The 20,674-nt window shown below is 65.7% G+C and carries 18 protein-coding genes and 1 riboswitch; of the genes, 10 read left to right on the top strand and 8 right to left on the bottom strand.

Features of this window, described 5'->3' with window-relative positions:
- Positions 1 to 145: 145 nt before the first annotated feature.
- The 6 genes from cobS (at position 146) to AYJ57_RS12665 (ending at position 6,688) form a co-directional block, all read left to right on the top strand.
- Complete coding sequence (cobS, locus tag AYJ57_RS12690) at positions 146 to 1,132, top strand: cobaltochelatase subunit CobS (RefSeq protein ID WP_066105820.1); 987 nt, start codon at positions 146 to 148, stop codon at positions 1,130 to 1,132.
- Positions 1,133 to 1,282: 150 nt separating this feature from the next.
- Positions 1,283 to 1,966 carry an aspartate/glutamate racemase family protein gene (locus AYJ57_RS12685; RefSeq protein ID WP_066107068.1) on the top strand — a complete coding sequence of 228 codons (684 nt, stop codon included), beginning with the start codon at positions 1,283 to 1,285 and terminating at the stop codon, positions 1,964 to 1,966.
- On the top strand, positions 1,963 to 2,328 hold the full coding sequence (locus tag AYJ57_RS12680; RefSeq protein WP_066105817.1) for a hypothetical protein: 366 nt from the start codon (positions 1,963 to 1,965) through the stop codon (positions 2,326 to 2,328). The genes AYJ57_RS12685 and AYJ57_RS12680 overlap by 4 nt, the downstream gene beginning before the upstream one ends.
- An 89-nt stretch (positions 2,329 to 2,417) precedes the next feature.
- Complete coding sequence (cobT, locus tag AYJ57_RS12675) at positions 2,418 to 4,295, top strand: cobaltochelatase subunit CobT (protein ID WP_066105815.1); 1,878 nt, start codon at positions 2,418 to 2,420, stop codon at positions 4,293 to 4,295.
- A 213-nt stretch (positions 4,296 to 4,508) separates the two neighbouring features.
- The gene (locus AYJ57_RS12670) at positions 4,509 to 6,287 is read left to right on the top strand and encodes an aminopeptidase P family protein (protein ID WP_066105813.1); all 1,779 of its coding nucleotides are present in this window, start codon (positions 4,509 to 4,511) and stop codon (positions 6,285 to 6,287) included.
- Between the two features lie 56 nt (positions 6,288 to 6,343).
- Positions 6,344 to 6,688 carry a DUF427 domain-containing protein gene (locus AYJ57_RS12665; protein WP_066105811.1) on the top strand — a complete coding sequence of 115 codons (345 nt, stop codon included), beginning with the start codon at positions 6,344 to 6,346 and terminating at the stop codon, positions 6,686 to 6,688.
- 132 nt (positions 6,689 to 6,820) lie between these two features.
- Here AYJ57_RS12665 and AYJ57_RS12660 read toward each other — a convergent pair whose 3' ends face one another.
- The gene (locus AYJ57_RS12660) at positions 6,821 to 7,249 is read right to left on the bottom strand and encodes a MarR family winged helix-turn-helix transcriptional regulator (protein WP_066107066.1); all 429 of its coding nucleotides are present in this window, start codon (positions 7,247 to 7,249) and stop codon (positions 6,821 to 6,823) included.
- Between the two features lie 103 nt (positions 7,250 to 7,352).
- Between AYJ57_RS12660 and AYJ57_RS12655 the strand changes: the two genes are divergently transcribed.
- Complete coding sequence (locus AYJ57_RS12655; RefSeq protein WP_066105808.1) at positions 7,353 to 7,781, top strand: organic hydroperoxide resistance protein; 429 nt, start codon at positions 7,353 to 7,355, stop codon at positions 7,779 to 7,781.
- Between the two features lie 52 nt (positions 7,782 to 7,833).
- Here AYJ57_RS12655 and AYJ57_RS12650 read toward each other — a convergent pair whose 3' ends face one another.
- Complete coding sequence (locus tag AYJ57_RS12650) at positions 7,834 to 9,492, bottom strand: chloride channel protein (RefSeq protein WP_224899805.1); 1,659 nt, start codon at positions 9,490 to 9,492, stop codon at positions 7,834 to 7,836.
- Between the two features lie 174 nt (positions 9,493 to 9,666).
- On the opposite strand from AYJ57_RS12650, the gene AYJ57_RS12645 reads away from it, so the two are divergent.
- Entirely contained in the window at positions 9,667 to 11,040 is a 1,374-nt protein-coding gene (locus AYJ57_RS12645; protein WP_066105801.1) for an FAD-binding oxidoreductase, read from the top strand.
- Between the two features lie 132 nt (positions 11,041 to 11,172).
- Here the strand turns inward: AYJ57_RS12645 and AYJ57_RS12640 are convergent, their stop codons facing one another.
- The 4 genes from AYJ57_RS12640 to metZ form a co-directional block, all read right to left on the bottom strand.
- On the bottom strand, positions 11,173 to 12,621 hold the full coding sequence (locus tag AYJ57_RS12640; protein ID WP_066105798.1) for a TrkH family potassium uptake protein: 1,449 nt from the start codon (positions 12,619 to 12,621) through the stop codon (positions 11,173 to 11,175).
- 56 nt (positions 12,622 to 12,677) lie between these two features.
- Positions 12,678 to 12,917, bottom strand: coding sequence for a hypothetical protein (locus AYJ57_RS12635; RefSeq protein WP_066105795.1), 240 nt, complete (start codon positions 12,915 to 12,917; stop codon positions 12,678 to 12,680).
- A 196-nt stretch (positions 12,918 to 13,113) separates the two neighbouring features.
- Complete coding sequence (gene folE2 / locus AYJ57_RS12630) at positions 13,114 to 14,211, bottom strand: GTP cyclohydrolase FolE2 (RefSeq protein ID WP_066105793.1); 1,098 nt, start codon at positions 14,209 to 14,211, stop codon at positions 13,114 to 13,116.
- A 160-nt stretch (positions 14,212 to 14,371) separates the two neighbouring features.
- Positions 14,372 to 15,556 (bottom strand): O-succinylhomoserine sulfhydrylase, encoded by a 1,185-nt coding sequence (gene metZ / locus AYJ57_RS12625; protein ID WP_066105790.1) that lies wholly within the window; start codon positions 15,554 to 15,556, stop codon positions 14,372 to 14,374.
- A 76-nt stretch (positions 15,557 to 15,632) separates the two neighbouring features.
- Positions 15,633 to 15,709, bottom strand: a riboswitch (SAM riboswitch).
- 165 nt (positions 15,710 to 15,874) lie between these two features.
- Between metZ and AYJ57_RS12620 the strand changes: the two genes are divergently transcribed.
- Positions 15,875 to 17,734: a monovalent cation:proton antiporter-2 (CPA2) family protein gene (locus AYJ57_RS12620; protein WP_066105786.1), complete on the top strand. Its 1,860-nt coding sequence runs from the start codon at positions 15,875 to 15,877 to the stop codon at positions 17,732 to 17,734.
- Positions 17,735 to 18,080: 346 nt separating this feature from the next.
- Entirely contained in the window at positions 18,081 to 19,397 is a 1,317-nt protein-coding gene (locus tag AYJ57_RS12615; protein WP_066105783.1) for an NAD(P)/FAD-dependent oxidoreductase, read from the top strand.
- Positions 19,398 to 19,475: 78 nt separating this feature from the next.
- Here AYJ57_RS12615 and AYJ57_RS12610 read toward each other — a convergent pair whose 3' ends face one another.
- A complete protein-coding gene (locus AYJ57_RS12610; protein WP_066105780.1) occupies positions 19,476 to 19,985 on the bottom strand; it encodes a CarD family transcriptional regulator in 510 nt (169 codons plus the stop codon).
- Positions 19,986 to 20,297: 312 nt separating this feature from the next.
- Complete coding sequence (fdxA, locus tag AYJ57_RS12605) at positions 20,298 to 20,636, bottom strand: ferredoxin FdxA (protein WP_066105778.1); 339 nt, start codon at positions 20,634 to 20,636, stop codon at positions 20,298 to 20,300.
- Positions 20,637 to 20,674: the final 38 nt, after the last annotated feature.

The raw sequence follows: 20,674 nt of genomic DNA, 5'->3' as shown, positions 1-20,674 counted from the left end.
AATGCGCCGAATGCCGCCCACGCAAACACTATCGCAGGGCATTTTCATGGCGGTGCGCAAAGCCCGCGCAGCCCCCTTGCCCTTGCCATCGATATGGGGCACGACGGTGCGCAAGTTTTCTTAACGACCGGACAAGGGCAGAACCATGGCGGATGGCACGATCGACATCAATGCGAAACCCACCGAGGAGATTTCGGTCCGCGAGGTGTTCGGCATCGACACGGACATGGTGGTGCACGGCTTCCCCGAGAACAGCGACCGCGTTCCCGACGTCGACAGCACCTATAAGTTCGACCCCGACACCACGCTGGCGATCCTCGCGGGTTTCCGCAACAACCGCCGCGTGATGATTCAGGGCTACCACGGCACCGGCAAGTCGACCCACATCGAACAGGTCGCCGCCCGCCTCAACTGGCCCTGCGTGCGCGTCAACCTCGACAGCCACATCTCCCGGATCGACCTCATCGGCAAGGACGCGATCAAGCTGGTGGACGGCAAGCAGGTCACCCAGTTCCAGGAAGGCATCCTTCCGTGGGCGCTGCGCAACCCCACCGCCATCGTCTTCGACGAATATGACGCGGGCCGCGCCGACGTGATGTTCGTGATCCAGCGCGTGCTGGAGACCGACGGCAAGCTCACCCTTCTGGACCAGAACCAGGTGATCACGCCGCACAAATATTTCCGCATCTTCGCCACCGCCAACACCGTTGGCCTTGGCGACACCACCGGCCTTTACCACGGCACCCAGCAGATCAACCAAGGCCAGATGGACCGCTGGAGCCTTGTGGCGACGCTGAACTACCTCAGCATCGACGCCGAGGTGAACATCGTGCTGAGCAAGGCGCCGCATTACAACAACGAGAAGGGCCGCAAGACCATCCGCCAGATGGTCACCGTGGCCGATTTCACCCGCCGCGCCTTCATGAACGGCGAGCTGTCGACCGTGATGTCGCCGCGGACGGTAATCGCATGGGCCGCCAACGCCGAGATCTTCCGCGACGTGGGCTATGCCTTCCGCCTGTCGTTCCTCAACAAATGCGACGAGCTCGAGCGCCAGACCGTGGCCGAGTTCTACCAGCGCTGCTTTGACGAGGAACTGCCGGAAAGCGCCGCCTCGCTGTCGCTGGCGTAAGGCCGGGCGACGATCCCGGAGAGCGGGGGCTCTGCCCCCGTCCGCTGCGCGGACTCCCCCGGGATATTTGAGCCAAGAGGAAGTTTCAGGGGCGCGGATCGATCTCGGTCCGCGCCCTTTTGACGAGGGGAGGAGAACATGGGGAAACCTCTGCATATCGGGCTGATCGGCGGCATCGGCGTGGCCGCCACGCTGGTCTATTATCAGCGGCTGACCGCCGCCGTCGCCGCTATGGGCGAGCCGCTGGAATTGACCATCGTGCATGCGGATGTGTCGGAACTGATCCGCAACAATCTCGCCGACGATCGCGCTGCGCAGGCACACAGCTATGCGCGGCTGCTGGGGCGGCTGGCGGACGCTGGCTGCGATTGCGCCGCGATCACCTCGCTCGGCGGGCATTTCTGCTTTGACGAGACGCGGGCGCTGTCGCCGCTGCCGCTGGTCTCTGCCGTGGCGCCGCTGGACGCGTTCTTTGCCGCCGAGGGGCTTTCCCGCGTCGGGCTTCTGGGCACGCGTGTGGTGATGCGCACCCGGCTCTACGGTCAGCTCACGCGCACCGAGGCGGTGGCGCTGGACGCCGAAACCGAGACGCTCGGCCAGCGCTATCAGGACATGGCCGTGATGGGGCGTTGCAGCGAGGCCGACCGGCAGCTGTTTTTCGACGCGGGCCGCCGCATGGTCGTGGAACAGGGGGCCGAAGCCATCGTTCTGGCGGGCACCGATCTTGGGCTCGCCTTCGACGGCACGCGTGATCCGGGCTACCGGGTGATCGATGCGCTCGACGTGCATGTGGATCTGCTCGCCCGCCTCGCCACCGGGAGGGACGTGCTGTGAAACCTATCCTTGCGATTCTGTTGCTGAGTGCCGCCCCTGCCCTCGCCCAGCCGTCCACCGGCGCGCTGGCCCAAGGCGAGGCGGCCGCCCGCTGCGCCGCGCTCTGGCAGGGCGCTGCACTGGAGGCCAGCGACCATCCGGCCTTTGCCGGCACTGCACCGGCCACCGAAGCGCTTGCCGGAGACTTCGCGGCGCAGGCGCGCGCGGCGGGTCTGTCGCGCAGCACATTGCGCGAGGTCATCGTCGAAGATCTGCCCGATGCGCGGCTGCTCTATCGTTCGGTGCTGAAGGGCGATCAGCAAAGCGCCGCGCTTTTCGAGCGCCGCGCCGCCGCCTGTGCCGGGCTGCAGGGCGGCAGCTGACCCTCCGGCTGCGGGGCGCGCGCGAAAGATGCGCGCTCCGCGCGCCTTCCCTCTTGCCAATTCCCCGCTCCGGCGCGAAACCTGTGCCCATGGCACGCGACACCGACAACCCCGCAGATCCGTTCAAGAAGGCGCTGGCCGAGGCCACCAAGGTCATGGCCGACGACCCCGAGCTTTCGGTGAACTATTCCGTCGACCCTTCGGGCGTCTCCGGCGACATCATGCGCCTGCCGCAGGTGTCGCGCCGGATGAGCCGGGACGAGGTGCTGCTGGCACGCGGCACCGCCGACGCGCTGGCGCTCTACCGGCGCTACCACGATGGCGCGACCCACGCCCGCTATGCCCCGCCGGGCGACATCGCGCGCGAGCTTTACGAGGCGATGGAAACCGCCCGCTGCGAGGCGATGGGCGCGCGCGACATGCCCGGCACTGCGGGCAATATCGACGCCAAGATCGGCCATGAGGCGGCGCGCCGCGGCTATGGCCAGATCACCCAAGCCTCGGAGGCGCCGCTGCCGGTCGCCGCGGGCTATCTCATCCGCCATCTCGCCACCGGGCGCGACCTGCCGAAAGATGCCGCCCACGTCATGGAACTGTGGCGCGGCTTTATCGAGGAACAGGCCGGCGGCACGCTCGAAGACCTGCAGGAGACGCTGTCGGATCAGGCCGCCTTTGCCCGGTTCGCCCGCCGGGTGATCACCGATCTCGGCTATGGCGATCAGCTGGGCGAGGACCCCGATCAGCTCGACGATGAGGCTGAGGACGAGGCCGATCCCGGCTCGGACGAAGAGCAGCAGCCCGACAGCACCGGTCAGGACGATCAGGACGACGACGAGGCCGAAGCCTCGCCCGAACAGTCGCAGGAACAGACGCAGGACCAGAGCCAAGCTCAGGTGTCCGCCGACGAGATGGCCGATCAGGAACTTGGCGAAGAAGCCGAGATGCCCGAGGGCGAAGCCCCGATGGAGCCGCCCGCCCCGGCGCCCGTCTCCGAGGCCGACCCCGAGTATAAGGTCTTTGATTCCACCCACGACGAGGAAATCCCCGCCGAGGAACTGGCCGAGGCGCAGGAGCTGGAACGGCTGCGCGCCTATCTCGATCAGCAGCTCGAGCCGCTGAAAGGCGCGGTCTCGCGGCTGGCCAACAAGCTGCAGCGCCGCCTGCAGGCGCAGCAGAACCGCTCGTGGGAGTTCGACAAGGAAGAGGGCGTGCTGGATGCGGGCCGCCTCGCCCGCGTCGTCGCCAACCCGACCACGCCGCTGTCGTTTAAGGTCGAGAAGGACATGGAGTTCCGCGACACGGTGGTGACACTGCTACTCGACAACTCGGGCTCGATGCGCGGACGCCCGATCTCCATCGCCGCGATCTGCGCCGACGTGCTGGCGCGCACGCTGGAGCGCTGCAACGTCAAGGTCGAGATCCTCGGCTTTACCACCCGTGCGTGGAAGGGCGGGCTGGCGCGCGAGAAATGGCTGAACGAAGGCCGCGAGCAGCAGCCCGGACGCCTCAACGACCTGCGCCATATCATCTACAAGAGCGCCGACGCCCCGTGGCGCCGGGTGCGCGACAACCTCGGGCTGATGATGAAAGAAGGCCTGCTGAAAGAGAACATCGACGGCGAGGCGCTGGAATGGGCGCACCGCCGCATGGCGCACCGCCCCGAGGCCCGCAAGATCCTCATGGTGATCTCCGACGGTGCCCCGGTGGATGATTCCACGCTCTCGGTGAACCCGGCCAATTACCTCGAGAAGCACCTGCGCGACGTGATCGCCATGGTCGAGCGCAAGAAGCAGGTCGAGCTGCTGGCCATCGGCATCGGCCACGACGTGACGCGCTATTACGAGCGCGCGGTGACCATCACCGATGTCGAACAACTGGCCGGCGCGATGACCGAACAGCTTGCTGCGCTCTTCGATTCCGACCCGCGCGCCCGGGCGCGCGTCATGGGCATCAAGCGCGCGGGCTGAGCCCGTACCAAGGCCGAGGGGCCAGCCCCTCGGGCTCCCCGGGATATTTACACCAAGAGGAAGGCAGGACCGCCCACGGCTTCCTCTTGGGATAAATATCCCGGGGTGAATTGGCCGGCAGGCGCCCCATTTTGCGCCATCGGCGCAAGCGCGATGACGACAGGGGCAGCGCCCCTCATTTCTTTTCCGCACAAGACTTCAGGAGACCGCCGCATGTTCCAGACTTTCGAGCAGAGCGCATCCCCCGAGCAGGGTCCGCCGCGGCTGGCGGCGCTGCGCAGCGAACTGGCCAAGGAAGGTCTCAGCGGCTTTCTGGTGCCGCGCGCCGATGCGCATCAGGGCGAATATGTCGCGCCGCATGACGACCGGCTGGCCTGGCTCACCGGCTTCACCGGATCGGCCGGCTATTGCGCGGCGCTGCTGGAGAAGGCCGGTGTCTTTGTCGACGGGCGCTACCGCGTGCAGGTCAAGGCGCAGGTCGCGGCGGAGTTCACCCCGGTGGACTGGCCCGAGGTCGGCCTTGCAGAATGGATCGCCGAGGCGCTGCCCGAGGGGGGCAGAGTCGGGATCGATCCGTGGCTCTTCTCGGTCGATCAGATGCGCGCGCTGGAGCGCGGTCTGGGCACAGTGACCCTGCGCCGCTGCGACAATCTTGTGGACCGGGTCTGGGCCGACCAGCCCGAGCCGCCCATGGGTGCGGTCTTTGCCCAGCCCGTCGATCTGGCGGGCGAGGCGCATGAGGACAAGATCGCCCGGCTGGCGGCAGGTCTCGGCAAGGCGGCGGCCTGCGTCCTCACCCTGCCCGACAGTCTCGCGTGGCTGCTCAACATCCGCGGCTCGGACGTGGCGCGCAACCCGGTGCCGCATGGATTTGCGATCTTGCATACGGGCGGGCGCGTGACGCTCTTCATGGCAGCGCAGAAGCTTAGCGGGCTGGGCGATCACTTCGGCCCCAAGGTGGAGGTGCAGGCGCCCGAAACCTTTGCCGCCGCGCTGGCGGCGCTGGAAGGCCCGGTACAGATCGACCCGGCCAGCTGCCCGGTTGCGGTGCTGGACGCGCTCGAGGGCCGCGAGATCATCGAGGCCGCCGATCCCTGCCTGCTGCCTAAGGCGCGCAAGAACCCCGCAGAACTGCAGGGCGCCCGCGAGGCGCATCTGCGCGACGGCGCGGCCATGGTGCGCTTTCTGCATTGGGTCGACAGCCAGACCCCCGGCACGTTTACCGAGATCGACGCGGTCAAAGCCCTCGAAGAGGAACGCCGCGCCACCAACGCGCTGCGCGACATCTCGTTCGAGACCATCTCGGGCGCCGGGCCCAATGGCGCCATCGTGCACTACCGGGTCACCGAAGAGACCAACCGCACCGTCGAGGCGGGCGAGCTGCTGCTGATCGACAGCGGCGGGCAATATGTGGATGGCACCACCGACATCACCCGCACTATGGCCATCGGCACCGTGGGCGACGAGGAACGCGCCGCCTTCACCCGCGTGCTCAAGGGGATGATCGGCCTGTCGCGGCTGCGCTTCCCAAAGGGGCTGGCCGGGCGGGACATCGACGCTCTGGCGCGGATGCACCTGTGGGAAGCGGGGCTCGATTACGGCCATGGCACCGGGCACGGTGTCGGCTCGTACCTGTCGGTGCACGAAGGGCCGCAGCGCATCGCGCGCACCGGCACCGTGCCGCTGGAGCCGGGAATGATCCTTTCCAACGAGCCGGGCTTCTATCGGGAAGGAAGTTATGGTATCCGCATCGAGAACCTCATCGCGGTGGAACCCGCATCCCCCCTTCCCGGCCAGAGCGTGGCCTCTATGCTGCGCTTCGAAACGCTGACTTGGGTGCCGATCGACCGGCGTCTGATCGAGACGGGATTGCTGACCGCCGCGGAACGCGATTGGCTCAACGCCTATCACACCGAGGTTTTCGAACGCATCGCTCCGCTTGTCACAGGCGCCGTGCGGGACTGGCTCGAAGCGGCCTGCGCGCCGCTTTGACACAGGACTGTCGCACTGGCGTTGGTATATGATGGGCGGATAACGGGAGAGACATGATGTTGAAACAGATTGCCGTGCGCCCGGCCACGGGCACTTGGGTCATTCGCGCTGGGGGCGCCGTTCTGGGCGAGAGCAGCCGCGCGCTCGAACTGACCGAGGGCGACAAGCCCCAGACCATCTACTTCCCGCGCGAGGATGTGGCCATGGCCTTCCTCGAGCCCAGCGGATACCGCAGCACCAGCGCCGCCCTTGGCGACGCGGAGCACTTCCATATCGCCTCGAAGAGCCGCAGCTACGACAATGCGGTGTTTTCCTACACCGATCCCAAGCCGGAAGCCTCGCAGATCAAGGGCTATCTCGCGTTCGATCTGCAGGACGGTGTGGCTGTCGAACAGGTCTAAATTAGGCGTCTGGACCGGCGGGCATCGCGCTTGCTCGAAAAGCCCTGCCTCGAAAGCCCCGCCCCGAAAACATGAAAGCCGGTCCCCTTGGGGCCGGCTTTTTCGGTATGCGCCCTGCCCTTTGAAGGCGCTTCACGCCCCGCGCAGATTGTCCCGCAGCCGGCTCACCTGATCGCGCAGCGCCAAAAGCTCGTCGACGCTCATGCCCGACTGCTCCGAGATGCAGCCCGCGATATGCGCGGTGCGCGCCTCCATCGCCGCGCCCTGCTCGGTGAGGCTGATGCGCACCTGCCGTTCGTCCTTTTCGTCGCGGCGGCGGCTGACCAGCCCCATGCCCTCGAGCCGCTTCAGCAGCGGTGTCAGCGTGCTCGATTCCAATTGCAGCTGCCGCGACAGCAGGCCCACGGTCGGCGGCTCCTCGGCGGCCCAGAGCGCGCTCATCACCAGAAACTGCGGGTAGGTCAGCCCAAGCTTTTCCAAATGCGGGCGATACGCCTGCTGCAGCGCATGCACGGCGGAATAGAGCGAGAAACAGACCATGTCTTGGGGGGCGAGTGTCATGCCCAAGATATAAATCGCGCGCGATCCTTTCTCAAGCGATTGACTTATCCAGCGCCGCGCATATCTATCGTGCACGATATAATCGCTCACAAAGGATTCTTCCATGGCACTCGACATCAAGTATCGCACGCAGGCGCAGGCATCGGGCAATGGCCGCGACGGCATCACCAAGCTGACCTCGGGCCTGCTGACCGTGACGATGAACGCGCCCAAGGAACTCGGCGGCGCGGGCAAGGGCCACAACCCCGAAGAGCTGTTTGCTATGGGCTATGCCGCCTGTTTCCTCAGCGCGATGCGCTTTGTCGCGCAGACCGAACAGCTGGGCACCGTGCCCGCCGAGGCGACGGTGGACGCCGAAGTGGCCATCGGTGCCAAGGAGAGCGGCGGTTTCGAGCTTGTGGTGAAACTGATCGCCAAGATGCCGGGGCTGGAGCGTGAGACCGCCGAGACGATCCTCAAGCGCGCGCATGAGGTCTGCCCCTATTCCGACGCCACCCGCGGCAATATCGAGGTGACGCTCGAACTGGCCTGATGCGCTGACGTGCAAAGCCCCCGGCCACCGCGTGCGGGCCGGGGCAAAGGCCTCAGCTGTGCTCTTCCGCCGCCGTTGCGGCCAAAGCGCGGTTGTAAGCCTTTAGCGCGTCCACATGGAACAGCGCGCCCTGCAGCACCGGCGCGTCGTCGGGGCCCTTGCGGGTGACCACCGGCAGATAGGCCACGCCGGATTTGTCGAAGAGCGGCAGCGCCGCCTCCAGCGTCGCCTGCGCGTTGAGGAAAAGCCCCTGCTCGATCATCCGCAGGCAGGCTTCCTCATCCGCAGCGCCCTCGTCATTGGGTTTGCGCATCACCCCCTGCACCCGGAACATCGCCAGCAGATAGGCCTGCGGCCCGGCGGCGAGATGCACGTTGCGCCGCTCAAGCTGCGACAGGAAAAAGCTGCGATGCACGAGGCGCGAGGCCAGCGCGGTCGACATCGACACAGAGATCATCACCGCCAGCCCGGTCTGCCAGTCGCCGGTCAATTCAAACACGATCAGCGTGGTCGAGATCGGCGCGCCCAGCACCGCCGCCGCCACCGCCCCCATGCCCGCGAGCGCATAGAGCGTGAAGACCGAGCTTTGCTCGGGGAACAGCCCGGTGGCCACATGCGCAAAGGCCAGCCCGGTCAGCGCGCCCAGCATCAGCGAGGGCGAGAACACCCCGCCGCCCATGCGCCCGGCCATGGTGATCGAGACCGCCGCCACTTTCACCGCCGCGAAGATCATCGCCTGACTGAGCGTGAGTTGCCCCGACAGCGCGCGCGACGTGGTCTCATAACCGACACCGATGATATGCGGGTAGAAGATCGCGATCGCCCCCAGCATCAGCCCCGCCACCGCCGGACGCAGCCAATGCGGCAGGCCAAGGCGCTTCTGGATCGCCGTGCCCACGCCATCAGACCAGAACAGCGCCTTGATCATCAGCACCGCCACCAGCCCGCAGACGAGGCCCATCAAGAAGAAGGCGGGCAGTTCGAGGTAAAATTGCACCGTGGTGGTGCCGGGCAGCACGAACTCGGTGACATCGCCGAAATAGAGGCGGTTGATCACCGTGCCCGCGGCGCTGGCCACCACGATCGGGGCAAAGGCGTGCAGGGCAAAGTGGCGCAGCACCACCTCAAGCCCGAAAAGCGCCCCGGCGATGGGCGCGTTGAAACTGGCCGAAACCGCCGCCGCCACGGCGCAGCCCAGAAGGTCGCGCCCGGTGATGCCGTCGACCCGCAAGAGGTTCGACACCCAAGAGGCGATCATCGCGGCGATATGCACCACCGGGCCCTCGCGGCCCGTCGAGCCGCCGGTCGAGAGGGTGATCCACGAGCAGAGCGCCGAGGCGATGCCCGCCTTCTTCTCGACCCGCCCGTCGTTGAGCGCCGCCCCCTCGATCACGTCAGAGACGCTGCGCACCCGCCCGTCTGGGGTAAACTTCTGCAAAATCAACCCGACCAATGCGCCGCCGACCACCGGCACCAGCAGCACATAGACCCACGGCAGGCTCTGCGCGAAACTATGCAGCAGGTTGACGTCCTCGGTGCCGTAGACGAAGGCCTGCAGCCGTTGGATCGCGAGGCGAAAGAGCAGCGCGGCAAAGCCTGCGGCGGCGCCGACGAACAGAGCGATGATCCAGAAGGTGATCTGACCCGGCCCCTTGTGCCGCAGCGTGTCCCACCCCCGGTTGCACAGCGCGCGCGTCTCGCGCCACTGCATGGCTAGCTGGCTCAGCATCGCTCGGTTCCGTCCTCGTCCTGCCCGTTCCCTGCCCTCGTCGCAGCCTCGCCGCTGTGCCCGCGCGGGCTTGCTTGCTCACGCCCATGTGTAGCATGGCTTTCGCAGCCCGCCCGGCGCGGATAAGGTCGCCCCGATTTTCCACGGAGGTTCTCTATGCCCGTCGCCGAAGCCCTGGAGGCTCTTGATCACTTCCTAGGCGAACGATTCACCCGCTCCAAGTCCGAACTGGACCTGCACGGCCGATCCGAGTCCTATTTCCCCCTGACGCCGCCCGATGGCGTCGCTTACCCCGAAACCGCCGAAGAGGTGCAGCGCATCGTGCAGATCTGCGCCGAACACGGCTGCCCGGTGATCGGCTGGGGTGCCGGCACCTCGCTCGAGGGCCACGGACAGGCGGTGAAAGGCGGCGTCACCGTCGACTTCATCCGCATGAACAAAGTGCTGGAAATCCGCCCCGCCGACATGGATGTGACCGTTCAGCCCGGCGTCACCCGCGAGGCGCTGAACGAGGAACTGCGCGCCACGGGGCTGTTCTTCCCGGTCGATCCAGGCGCCAATGCCTCGCTTGGCGGCATGGCGATGACCCGCGCCTCGGGCACCACCACGGTGCGCTACGGCTCCATGCGCGACAACGTGCTGGGCCTCAAGGCGGTGCTGGCCGACGGCCGGGTGATCGAGACCGGCACCCGCGCCCGCAAATCCGCCGCCGGGTTCGACCTGACGGCGCTCTTTGTCGGCTCGGAGGGCACGCTGGGGCTTGTCACCGAGCTTACCCTGCGGCTGCATGGCATCCCCGAGGCGGTATCGGCGGGCATCTGCGCCTTTGACGACATGGGCAGCGCGGTGACCACGGTGATGGAGACCATCCAGATGGGCATCCCGATGGCACGCATCGAGTTCGTCGACGCCGCCACCGCCCGCGCTTTCTCGGACTACTCGGGCATGGAGATGGCCGAGAGCCCGCACCTGCTGGTCGAGTTCAACGGCTCGCCCGAAAGCGTGAAGCAGGACGCCGAGCGCTTTGCCGAGATCGTCGCCGACAATGGCGGCAGCCCGTTCGAATGGTCCGCCCGCGAAGAAGAGCGCCGCGCGCTCTGGGCGCTGCGCCACAACGGCTATTACGCCATCCTCGCCTCGCGCAAAGGCGCGCGCGCGGTGGTGACCGACATCTGCGTGCCGATCTCGGAGCTTGCTCTGGCGGTGGAAGAGACACAGGCCGACATCGCCGCCAGCGGCATCCCCGGCCCGATCCTCGGCCATGTGGGCGACGGCAATTTCCACGCGGTGCTGCTCATCGGCCCCGACAGCCCCGAGGAGCTGAAGACCGCCAAGGCGCTGTCGCACCGCATGGCCGAACGGGCGCTGCGGCTCGGCGGCACCTGCACCGGCGAGCATGGCGTCGGGCTTGGCAAAATGGCCTATATGGAGGCCGAACACGGGCCCGGCTGGCAGGTCATGGGGCAGATCAAGCGCGCGCTCGATCCGCAGAACATCATGAACCCCGGCAAGCTTGTGCCGCAGGACTGACCTTGATGGCCGGGGCAGCGCGCTGTCCCGGCCCTCGCTGCGGTGGCGGGCGAAGATGCGTATTTGTAGGAACAATGAATTGGCGCATGGGGGCTTTCATTGTTCCCCTAAATACGCCCGCCGGAGGCGCTCTTAGTCGCGCCAGAAACGGGCGGTGAACAGCACGAAGACCGCCATGATCTCCAGCCGCCCCACCAGCATGGCAAAGACCAGCAGCCATTTGGCGGTGTCGTTGAGCGTGGCGAAATTGCCCGCCGGACCGATGATGTCGCCCAGACCCGGGCCGACATTGGCAAGCGCCGTGGCCGCGCCGGACACCGAAGTCACGAAGTCGAGCCCGGTGAAGCCGAGCGCCACCGACAGCACACCGAGCGAGACCACGAAGAAAACGAAATAGGCCATCACCGAGCTCAGCACCTCGTCGCTGACCGGGCGGCCCTCGAAGCGCGGGGTGAAGACACCATGCGGCGCGCGGATACGCTTGAGCTGCACCCGGATCGACGCGAAGAGAAGTTGGTAGCGGAAGATTTTCACCGAGCAGGCGGTCGAGCCCGCACAGCCCCCGATCAGCCCGATGAAAAAGAAGAGCGTGATCAGGAAGGCGCCCCAGCCCATATAGTCCACCGAGGCGTAGCCGGTGCCGGAGATGATCGAGGTGATATTGAACAGCGACTCGCGGATCGCCTGTTCGGGATGATGCGGGAATTTGATCACCAGCGTCACGCTCATCACCAGCACCAGCGTGAAGATCGTCGCGAAGAAGGCCCGCACCTGACTGTCGCGCCAGAGCGCGCGCTGGTTGCCGTTGAGCATCTGCACATACCGCACGAAGGGCAGCGCGGCGGCGACCATGAAGAAGGCGGCGACATATTCCGCCGGACCCGAGAAGGTGCCGAAAGACGCGTCGTAATTGGCAAACCCGCCGGTCGAGAGCGTGGTGAGCGCATGCACCGTGGCGTCGAACGCATCCATGCCGCAGACCATATAGGCCGCCGTGCAGGCCAGCGTCATGCCCACATAGATGGTCGAGATCGACGAGGCGATCTCGGTGGCGCGGGGCAGGATTTTGCCCATGGTCTCGAAGGCCTCGGACCGGAAGATCTGCATCCCGCCGACCCGCAGTTCGGGCAGGAACACCATGGCGACGACGATGATCCCCACCCCGCCCAGCCATTGCAGCATGCCGCGCCACAGCAAGATACCCTTGGGCAGATCATCGAGCCCGGTGAACACCGTCGAGCCGGTGGTGGTGACGCCCGACATGGCCTCGAACACCGCATCCACCAGCCGCGCCTCGGTGGCGCCCAGCATGAAGGGGATGCCACCAAAGAGCGGCAGCACCACCCAAGCGCCGACGGTCAGCAGGAAGGTCTGCTGCAGCGTCAGCCCCTGCCGCCCGGCATTGGCGCAGGCCAGCGCGATCAGACCGCCGGTCAGCATGGTCAGCAGCGCGCTTTCGAGAAAGACATGCCACTCGCCGCGCGCCTCGGCGATATCCACCAGAAGCGGTACGAGCATGCAGGCGCCAAGCGTCGTGACGAGCAGGCCGAGAACATAGGCAACGGGGCGGATGTCGAACATGGCCAGAGCCTTCGCCCGGCGCTGCCCCCCTGTCAAGCGCCGCGCTTGGGCAAGGGTCAGTCGCCGAAAAGGTCACGGAAGACATGTGGCAAAATCTGCTCGCGGGTGAGCCCCAACTCGGCCAGCCGGTCATCGCTCTGGCTTTCCAGCACGATGATCTCGCGCAGCCGCGCACGGGCCAGACCGGCGGCGTTCACCCCAAGCCCAAGCTGGGTGAAATAGCTGTCGATCCGGGCGCGCAGCGAGCCGCGCCCCATGCCGATCATCACGTTTTCCGCTGCAGTGCTCGTGGTCATGCCAAGACCTCCGGTGGGTTGCGTTGCCCTCCACCTTCAAGATGGTCCGGCGGCCACTCCCCGTCACCTCCGCACCGGCAGAAATTGCTGCATTGCAGAAAAATGCCGCCGGAGTGACCGGCGGCACGAAGCTGTTGCTCAGGAAAGCGGCAGCGGCGGAGCCTTGGCCCGCGGCCGCCCCTATCCCTGCCCCTGCTTAGCCCTGATGGATCAGGCTCGGGAAGAGCGTCGGATCGAGGCTGGCCTGCGCAAAGGTCGGCCCTTCGGTCAGCAGCGCCACCGCGTCATGCGAGTGCAGGCTTTCCTGATGGCTGGCAAGCACGCGGTAGTCGCCGATCCGCGGATCGGCCTGCAGCGCCTCGGCAAAGAGCCGCGCCGCGTCTTCGACGAAGATCGGGTTGGCGGCGTTGAGCTCGGCGAAGGCCTGCTCGTCCTCGCGCTTGACCATGACCTGCGTCTCGGTCGGCACGGCAGAGCGGCAGAGCCCCACGAGGTCTTCGAACCACATCCAGTCTTCGTCGTCGGTCAGCACCGCCGACACGCGCGCCACCGAACGCTGCGAGTGCGGCGTGGCAAGCTGGCCACGGAACTGGCGCGCATGCTCGGAAAGCTCCAGCGAGCAAGGGCAGGTCGAGCTGTAGACATAATCGAGGTGCACGACGCGCTGGCGCACGCCGTCATTCTCGATCAGTTCCAGCGCGATGTCGTAATACTGATAGCCGGACAGGCCCGAGCGCAGGCTGTCGACCCGCATCGGGAAGCGGAAGCGCATCTGGATGCGCGCGTCGAAGCTTTCGAGGTCGGACTTATAGTCATCCAGCGCCGCTTCGATCACACCAAAGCTGAAGGTCTTTTCGGCATGGGTGTAGAAGCTGCGCATGATGCGCGACATGTTGATGCCTTTTTTGTCGGCCTCGAGGCTGACCGTACCGGTCACCGAGGTCTCGACGGTCAGCGGCGCACCTTCCTTGGTGCGATAGCTGATCGGAAGGCGGAAATTCGAGATACCCACATGCTGAATGCGGCGGTTCTCACCGCGGATCAGCGAAGACGGGCCGTTCTGCAGGTCGGGCAGCGAGTCTTTGTACGAAGGCTCGACGGTGAACCCTTCGGGGTATTGGCGCGAAAAGGTAGGGTAATCCTGTGCGGCCCCGAGAAGCTTCAGCAGCGCAGGGTCGAGATCGGTGATCTCGTTATCGGCAGCGGTTTCGGTCCATTTGCGCAGGACCGCGAGCGCGGCCTCCGCTTCGTCACGGTTCGGGTCACGGTCTACAACCGGGGAATACACATTCATTGCCTGCCCTCCGAGGCGGGGTTCTTTCCACTTACTTAAGGTGTTTTACCGAAATATCCACCACTTACGATACCTATACGAGCATACCTATCCGTATGGATCATCTCTTGCGGGCAAAAATGTGGCCGGGCAATCTTTATTTTGCCCGGCCACAAAATCTTCACGATTCATCAAGTGCTTGTTGAATATCGGCAACAAGGTCCTCAGTGGCCTCGATTCCCACCGAAAGGCGGATCAGCCCGTCACCGATGCCCAGACCGGCGCGCTGCTCGGGGCTGAGGCGCTGGTGCGTGGTGGTCGCCGGGTGGGTCGCAATGGACTTTGCATCGCCGAGATTGTTCGAGATCAGGATCACCTTCAGCGCGTTGCAGAAGCGGAAGGCCGCCTCTTTCCCGCCTTCGATCTCGAAGGCCACCATGGTGCCGCCTGCCCCAAGCTGCCGCTGCGCCAGTTCATGCTGCGGATGGCTTTCGAGCCCCGGATAGCTGACGCGCGTCACCTTGGGATGGGGGATCACCGCCTTGGCGATCGCCTCGGCAGACGCGGTCTGCGCGCGCACCCGCAGGTCGATGGTCTCCAGCCCCTTGAGCATGACCCAAGCGGTGAACGGGCTCATCGAGCCGCCGGTGTGCTTCATGTAGGGTTCGATCACGCCGCGGATGATCTCACGCGAGCCGAGGATCACACCGCCCAGCGTGCGGCCCTGCCCGTCGATGTGCTTGGTCGCCGAATAGACCACCACGTCGGCCCCCTGCTCGATGGCGCGGCTGTAGACCGGGGTCGAAAAGACGTTGTCGACCACAACCTTGGCGCCCTTGGCATGGGCCAGCTTGGCGACGGCCTCGACATCCACCAGCTCCAGCGTCGGGTTCGACATGCTCTCGAAGAACACCAGTTCGGCACCGGGCGCCAGCGCCTCTTCCCATTGCGCCAGATCGGCCCCGTCGACAAAGACCACCTCGACGCCGAAGCGGGTCAGAATGGTTTCGAGCACGTAAAGGCAGGATCCGAACAGCGCGCGCGCGGCGACCACGCGGTCCCCGGCCTTGAGCATGGCGGTCAGCGCGCCCGAGACGGCAGCCATGCCGGAGGCGGTGGCAAAGGCGTCTTCGGCGCCTTCGAGCAGCGCGATGCGCTCTTCGAACATGGCGACGGTCGGGTTGCCGTAGCGGGCGTAGATATATTCATCCGCCTCGGTCTTGATAAAGCGCGCCTCGGCCTGCTCGGCGCTGTCATAGGCAAAGCCCTGCGTGAGGAAGATCGCCTCGCTGAGCTCCCCCCACTGGCTGCGCTTGGTGCCGCCGTGCACCAGTTCGGTGCGCGATGCCTTCTTGAAATCTGCCATGATCTTCCACCTTTCTGTGTCCGGGCTAACCCTCTGCGCCGGAAATGAAAAAGCCCCATTCGCGGTCAAGCGAAAGGGGCTCTCTCGTCCGACCTTTTAGCGGCATGTTTTACGTGGCCCGCAATCCGTCAACAAATCGCCACGGGGCTGAAATACGCCGCCGCCGCGCCTCGGTCAAGCGCGCAGCAGCCGCAGCCCCGCGCGTATGTCCGATCGCGGCGGCAAATTGTCCGGCCCCGGCACATGCCGCCACCCGCGCTTGTCATCCGGCGCGATCCCGTCTCATCATGGCGGCGCGAAGCAAGCCACGGGACGGACATGGAAAGCACGCTCTTTCAGGCCTCGATCTACCTCGCAGCCGCGGTCATCGCGGTGCCCATCGCCGCCCGGCTGGGACTGGGGTCGGTGCTCGGCTATCTGCTGGCCGGGATCGTCATCGGGCCGGTGCTGCACCTCGTCTCGCACACCGACGATCTGCGCCATTATGCCGAGTTCGGCGTGGTGATGATGCTGTTCATCATCGGGCTGGAACTGGAGCCCCGCGCGCTGTGGGACATGCGACACCGGCTGATCGGGCTCGGAGGGTTGCAAATCCTGCTGACGCTTGGGGCGGTGACCGGGCTGACCATGGCATTTGGCCTCGACTGGCGCCCGGCGGTGGCCGCGGGGATGATCTTTGCGCTCTCCTCCACCGCCATTGTGCTGCAGACCCTGTCGGAGAAGGGGCTGATGCAGACCAACGGCGGGCGCGGCGCCTTTTCGGTGCTGCTGACGCAGGACATCGCGGTGATCCCCATGTTGGTGCTGCTGCCGCTGCTCAGCGGCCCGTTCATGGCGGCCAGTTCCAACGCTGACCACAGCGACGCAGGCCACGGCGGGCACGGCATGTCGCTGGTCGAAGGCCTGCCCGGCTGGGGGGTGGCGCTGGTCACGCTGGGGGCCATCGCGCTGATCATCCTTGCAGGCGTCTACGGCGCGCGCCCGCTGTTTCGCTACATCAACGCCGCGCGGCTGCCCGAGATGTTCACCGCCGTGGCGCTGCTCATCGTCGTCGGCATCGCCTTCCTGATGGGGCTGGTGGGCCTCTCGCCCGCGCTCGGAACCTTCCTTGCGGGCGTGGTGCTGGCCAACTCGGAGTTCCGCCACCAGCTTGAGGCCGACATCGAGCCCTTCAAGGGGCTACTGCTGGGGCTTTTCTTCATCACCGTGGGCGCCGGGATCGATTTTGCCGACTTCCTGCGCGAGCCCCTGCTGCTGCTTGGCGCCACCGCCGCGCTGATCCTCGTCAAGGGCGCGATCCTGCATGTGCTGGGCGGGCTCTTTCACCTCAAGGGCCGCGACCGGATGCTGTTCACCCTGTCGCTGGCGCAGGCGGGCGAGTTTGGCTTCGTGCTGATCTCTTTCGCGCTGCAGCAAAACGTGCTGACCGAGGAACTGGGCCAGCGCATGTTGATGGTGGTGGCGCTGTCGATGCTGATCACCCCAGCGCTCTTCATCCTCTATGACACACTGTCGGCCAAGCTGGTCGAGAAAGCCGAACCGCGCGCTGATGACCGGATCGACAGTCAGGGGCCGATCATCATCGCCGGGATCGGACGCTTTGGGCAGATCGTCAATCGCCTCGTGCAGAACTCGGGCTTCCAGACCGTGGTGATCGACCACGACATGCAGACCATCGAGTTGATGCGCAATTTCGGCATGAAGGGCTTCTTCGGCGATCCCACCCGGCCCGAGCTGCTGCATGCGGCGGGCATCGGCAAGGCCAAGGTGCTGGTCGCCGCGCTTGATGACCCCAAGGCCACGACCAAACTGGTGCGCTTCGCCAAACGCATCCGCCCCGACCTTTTCGTCATCGCCCGCGCCCGCGACCGTACCCATGTCTACGAGCTTTATCAGGCGGGCGCCGACAAAATGGTGCGCGAGATGTTCGACAGCTCGCTGCGGGCCGGACGCTACGTGCTCGAAGAGGCCGGGCTGACCGAATATGAGGCCGCCGCCGCCGAGCAGACCTTCTATCGCCACGACCGCGAGACCATGCGCGAGCTTGCCGAGCTTTGGGACCCGGGCACCCATCCCGCCGAGAACCCGGCCTACATCAAGCGATCGCAGGAACTGGAGAAGGATCTCGAAACCGCGCTCTTCGCCGCGCTCGAGGCGCAGCGGCGCGAGTCGGCCTGATCTCACCGCATTTGGCCAAGGGAGAATCACTCAAGGCGCGTCGCTGCAGCGCAGCAAATTATGCCGCCCAGGCGACCCTGGGCGCAATAAAATAAGGGGTTTGAGTATCCCACGGTATGCCGCAGGCGCGAAAAGCGCAGGCCGGATGGGGCGATAAGCTCAATTCTCGTGCAGAATGCGACGCCAGCGCCACCAATCGCGGGAATGTGTGCGCAATGCGCCCTTTCGTCGCTGTTGTTTACGATCACCTCATGTATGCGGAGGCCGCCGGAGGTGGACCAAGACCCGCGCAAGAGGCGCCGGCCACGTCCCGCCCTCCGTCCGACAGACGCGAAATGCCTCGATCATGACACAGACTTCCAAGCCTCCCAGAATCGTCATCGTCGGCGCCGGCACTGCCGGGCTGAACCTCGCCACCCGCCTCAGCCATAAGTTCGGCCGACACGGCAAGGCCGAGATCACGCTGGTGGACGAGAACCTCTCGCATATGTGGAAACCCTCGCTGCACGAATTCGCAGCCGGCACCAAAGGGTTCGACGAAGAGATCAGCCTGCTCGAGCATTCGCATCGCAACGATTACAGCTTCCGCCTCGGACGGTTCACCGGCATCGACCGCGAGAAAAAGCTGGTGCACCTGCAGGCGGTGAACGACCCGGCCAACCGCCCGCTCGCACCCAAGCGCGCCCTGCCCTATGACATCCTCGTGCTGGCCATCGGCAGCCGCTCGAACGACTTCGGCACGCCGGGTGTGGCCGAGAACTGCATGATGCTGGACACGCCCGCGCAGGCCAAACGCCTGCAGGCGGAACTGCTGAACCTCTTCCTGCGCTTCCAGACCGGCGCGCTCTGCACGCGGGACGACAAGCTGGAGCTGACCATCATCGGCGCGGGCGCCACCGGCGTGGAACTGGCCGCAGAGCTGCGCGAGGCCGCCGGTCAGTTCGCCCGCAACGGCATCCACAAGGTGCGCCGCCCCGACGCGGTGACCATCCGCGTGCTGGAAGCCGCGCCGCGCGTGCTTGGGGCGCTGCCCGAGAATATCTCGATGAAGGTCGAGCGGCACCTGCGCGAGTTGCACATCGACGTGCACTGCGGTGCGAAAGTGGCGCGGATCGAGCCGGGCTCGGTGCATCTGGCCGATGGCACGGAATTCACCTCGAACCTGACCGTCTGGGCCGCCGGTGTGCGCGCCCCCGAGGTGATCGGCCAGCTCGAAGGCTTCGAGACCGGCAGCCTTGGCCGCCTCAAGGTGCGCCCCACCCTGCAGACGCTGGCCGACGATCAGATTTACGCTCTGGGCGACTGCGCCGATTGCCCGTGGCCCGCCAAGGAGACCTCGCTGCCGCCGCGCGCGCAGGTCGCCACCCAGCAGGCCGAGTTCATGGAGCGCCAGATCGCCGCACAGCTGGCTGGCAAGCCGCTCAAGCCCTTCTCCTATGCCGACCACGGCTCGCTGGTGGCGATCTCCAACGAGGGCGCTGTGGGCTCGCTGATGGGCAAGGCGATCGGCACGATCACCATCGAGGGCTGGCTGGCCCGCCGTGCCTATCGCTCGCTGCACTTCCTGCACCGCAAGTCGGTTCTGGGCACATGGCGCGCCACACTGAGCTCGCTGATCGGCGGCGCGTCCAAGCGCATCCGTCCGAAGCTGAAGCTGCACTGAGCCGCGCCAAAGGCAGGCAAAGCAAAAGGGCCGTCCCCGCGGGGACGGCCCTTTTTAATTTTGAGAGAATGCGCCCTATCAGGCGGCGCGCAGCCCCAGCACTTCGTCGACCTGACGGGCGGCGGCCACTTCGTCGCCACCGCTGACAGCCGCGACTTCGCGGGTCAGGCGCTCGAGCGCGGCTTCGTAGAGCTGACGCTCGGAGTAGCTCTGCTCGCGCTGATCGTCGGCGCGGTGCAGGTCGCGCACCACTTCGGCGATGGCGATCAGGTCACCCGAGTTGATCTTCTGTTCGTATTCCTGAGCCCGGCGGGACCACATGGCACGTTTCACCTTGGCCTTGCCCTTCAGGGTCTTCATGGCCTGGCTCACCACGTCGGGGGAGGACAGCGAACGCATGCCGATTTCAGTGGCCTTATGGGTGGGCACCCGCAGGGTCATCTTGTCCTTTTCGAAGGAGATCACAAACAGTTCCAGCTTGAGGCCGGCGATTTCCTGCTCTTCGATCGACATGATCTGGCCCACACCATGGGCGGGGTAGACCACGTAGTCGTTCGGGCGGAATTCGTTCTTCTTGGTCTTGGTCATCCAACAGCGTCCTTAGCAGCAAAACCTTGTGCACACGCGACAGAAAGACGGACGGGATGCGGAGCATTCCGTTCGCCTGGTGTTAACGCGTTTCGCTTAACCCCCCGGGTGCAGATCGGCCCGGTCGTATGTGCATGGTTTCAACATGAGTGGCGCAGAATATAGCACAAAACGACCGTCTTTCCTAGGAGCGCCCGCCCCGGAAAGAACTATTTCTGTACCAATATGTTACGGGGAAAAACACGCCCCCGTGTGCGGGTTCCGGCGCGGCAGGCACGAATCGCGCCCCGCGCCGGTCGTCTTGCTTCTCGGTCAGTCGCCCTCGCCCGGCGCTTCCGAGAAATACTTGGTCATCTTGCCCGCCTCGCCGTCGCGCTCTTCGGCTTCGGGCAGCGGGTCTTTCTTGGTGATGATCACCGGCCAGAGCTCCGCATACTTGCGGTTGAACTCCACCCATTTCTCCATGTCCGGCTCGGTGTCCGGACGGATCGCATCGGCGGGGCATTCCGGCTCGCAGACGCCGCAGTCGATGCATTCGTCGGGGTGGATAACCAGCGTATTCTCACCCTCGTAGAAACAGTCCACCGGGCAGACTTCCACGCAGTCGGTGTATTTGCAGGCGATACAATTTTCGGTGACGACGTAGGTCATTGCTGTCTCTCAAAGGCTGATGGGCGCTTAGCTAGACC

The organism is Salipiger sp. CCB-MM3 (genome assembly GCF_001687105.1).
Classification (GTDB): Bacteria; Pseudomonadota; Alphaproteobacteria; order Rhodobacterales; family Rhodobacteraceae; genus Salipiger.
The sequence above is the reverse complement of the archived record's forward strand: the minus strand, read 5'-3'. Positions and strand labels throughout refer to the sequence as shown.

Excerpts from the sequence above, each read along its gene's own strand:
- AYJ57_RS12670 (WP_066105813.1), top strand. The coding sequence starts at position 4,509 with ATGTTCCAGACTTTCGAGCAGAGCGCATCCCCCGAGCAGGGTCCGCCG.
- AYJ57_RS12655 (WP_066105808.1), top strand. The coding sequence starts at position 7,353 with ATGGCACTCGACATCAAGTATCGCACGCAGGCGCAGGCATCGGGCAAT.
- AYJ57_RS12660 (WP_066107066.1), bottom strand. The coding sequence starts at position 7,249 with ATGACACTCGCCCCCCAAGACATGGTCTGTTTCTCGCTCTATTCCGCC.
- AYJ57_RS12610 (WP_066105780.1), bottom strand. The coding sequence starts at position 19,985 with ATGACCAAGACCAAGAAGAACGAATTCCGCCCGAACGACTACGTGGTC.
- AYJ57_RS12635 (WP_066105795.1), bottom strand. The coding sequence starts at position 12,917 with ATGACCACGAGCACTGCAGCGGAAAACGTGATGATCGGCATGGGGCGC.
- cobS (WP_066105820.1), top strand. The coding sequence starts at position 146 with ATGGCGGATGGCACGATCGACATCAATGCGAAACCCACCGAGGAGATT.
- AYJ57_RS12640 (WP_066105798.1), bottom strand. The coding sequence starts at position 12,621 with ATGTTCGACATCCGCCCCGTTGCCTATGTTCTCGGCCTGCTCGTCACG.
- folE2 (WP_066105793.1), bottom strand. The coding sequence starts at position 14,211 with ATGAATGTGTATTCCCCGGTTGTAGACCGTGACCCGAACCGTGACGAA.
- AYJ57_RS12615 (WP_066105783.1), top strand. The coding sequence starts at position 18,081 with ATGACACAGACTTCCAAGCCTCCCAGAATCGTCATCGTCGGCGCCGGC.
- AYJ57_RS12665 (WP_066105811.1), top strand. The coding sequence starts at position 6,344 with ATGTTGAAACAGATTGCCGTGCGCCCGGCCACGGGCACTTGGGTCATT.
- metZ (WP_066105790.1), bottom strand. The coding sequence starts at position 15,556 with ATGGCAGATTTCAAGAAGGCATCGCGCACCGAACTGGTGCACGGCGGC.
- AYJ57_RS12620 (WP_066105786.1), top strand. The coding sequence starts at position 15,875 with ATGGAAAGCACGCTCTTTCAGGCCTCGATCTACCTCGCAGCCGCGGTC.
- fdxA (WP_066105778.1), bottom strand. The coding sequence starts at position 20,636 with ATGACCTACGTCGTCACCGAAAATTGTATCGCCTGCAAATACACCGAC.
- AYJ57_RS12650 (WP_224899805.1), bottom strand. The coding sequence starts at position 9,492 with ATGCAGTGGCGCGAGACGCGCGCGCTGTGCAACCGGGGGTGGGACACG.
- AYJ57_RS12645 (WP_066105801.1), top strand. The coding sequence starts at position 9,667 with ATGCCCGTCGCCGAAGCCCTGGAGGCTCTTGATCACTTCCTAGGCGAA.
- cobT (WP_066105815.1), top strand. The coding sequence starts at position 2,418 with ATGGCACGCGACACCGACAACCCCGCAGATCCGTTCAAGAAGGCGCTG.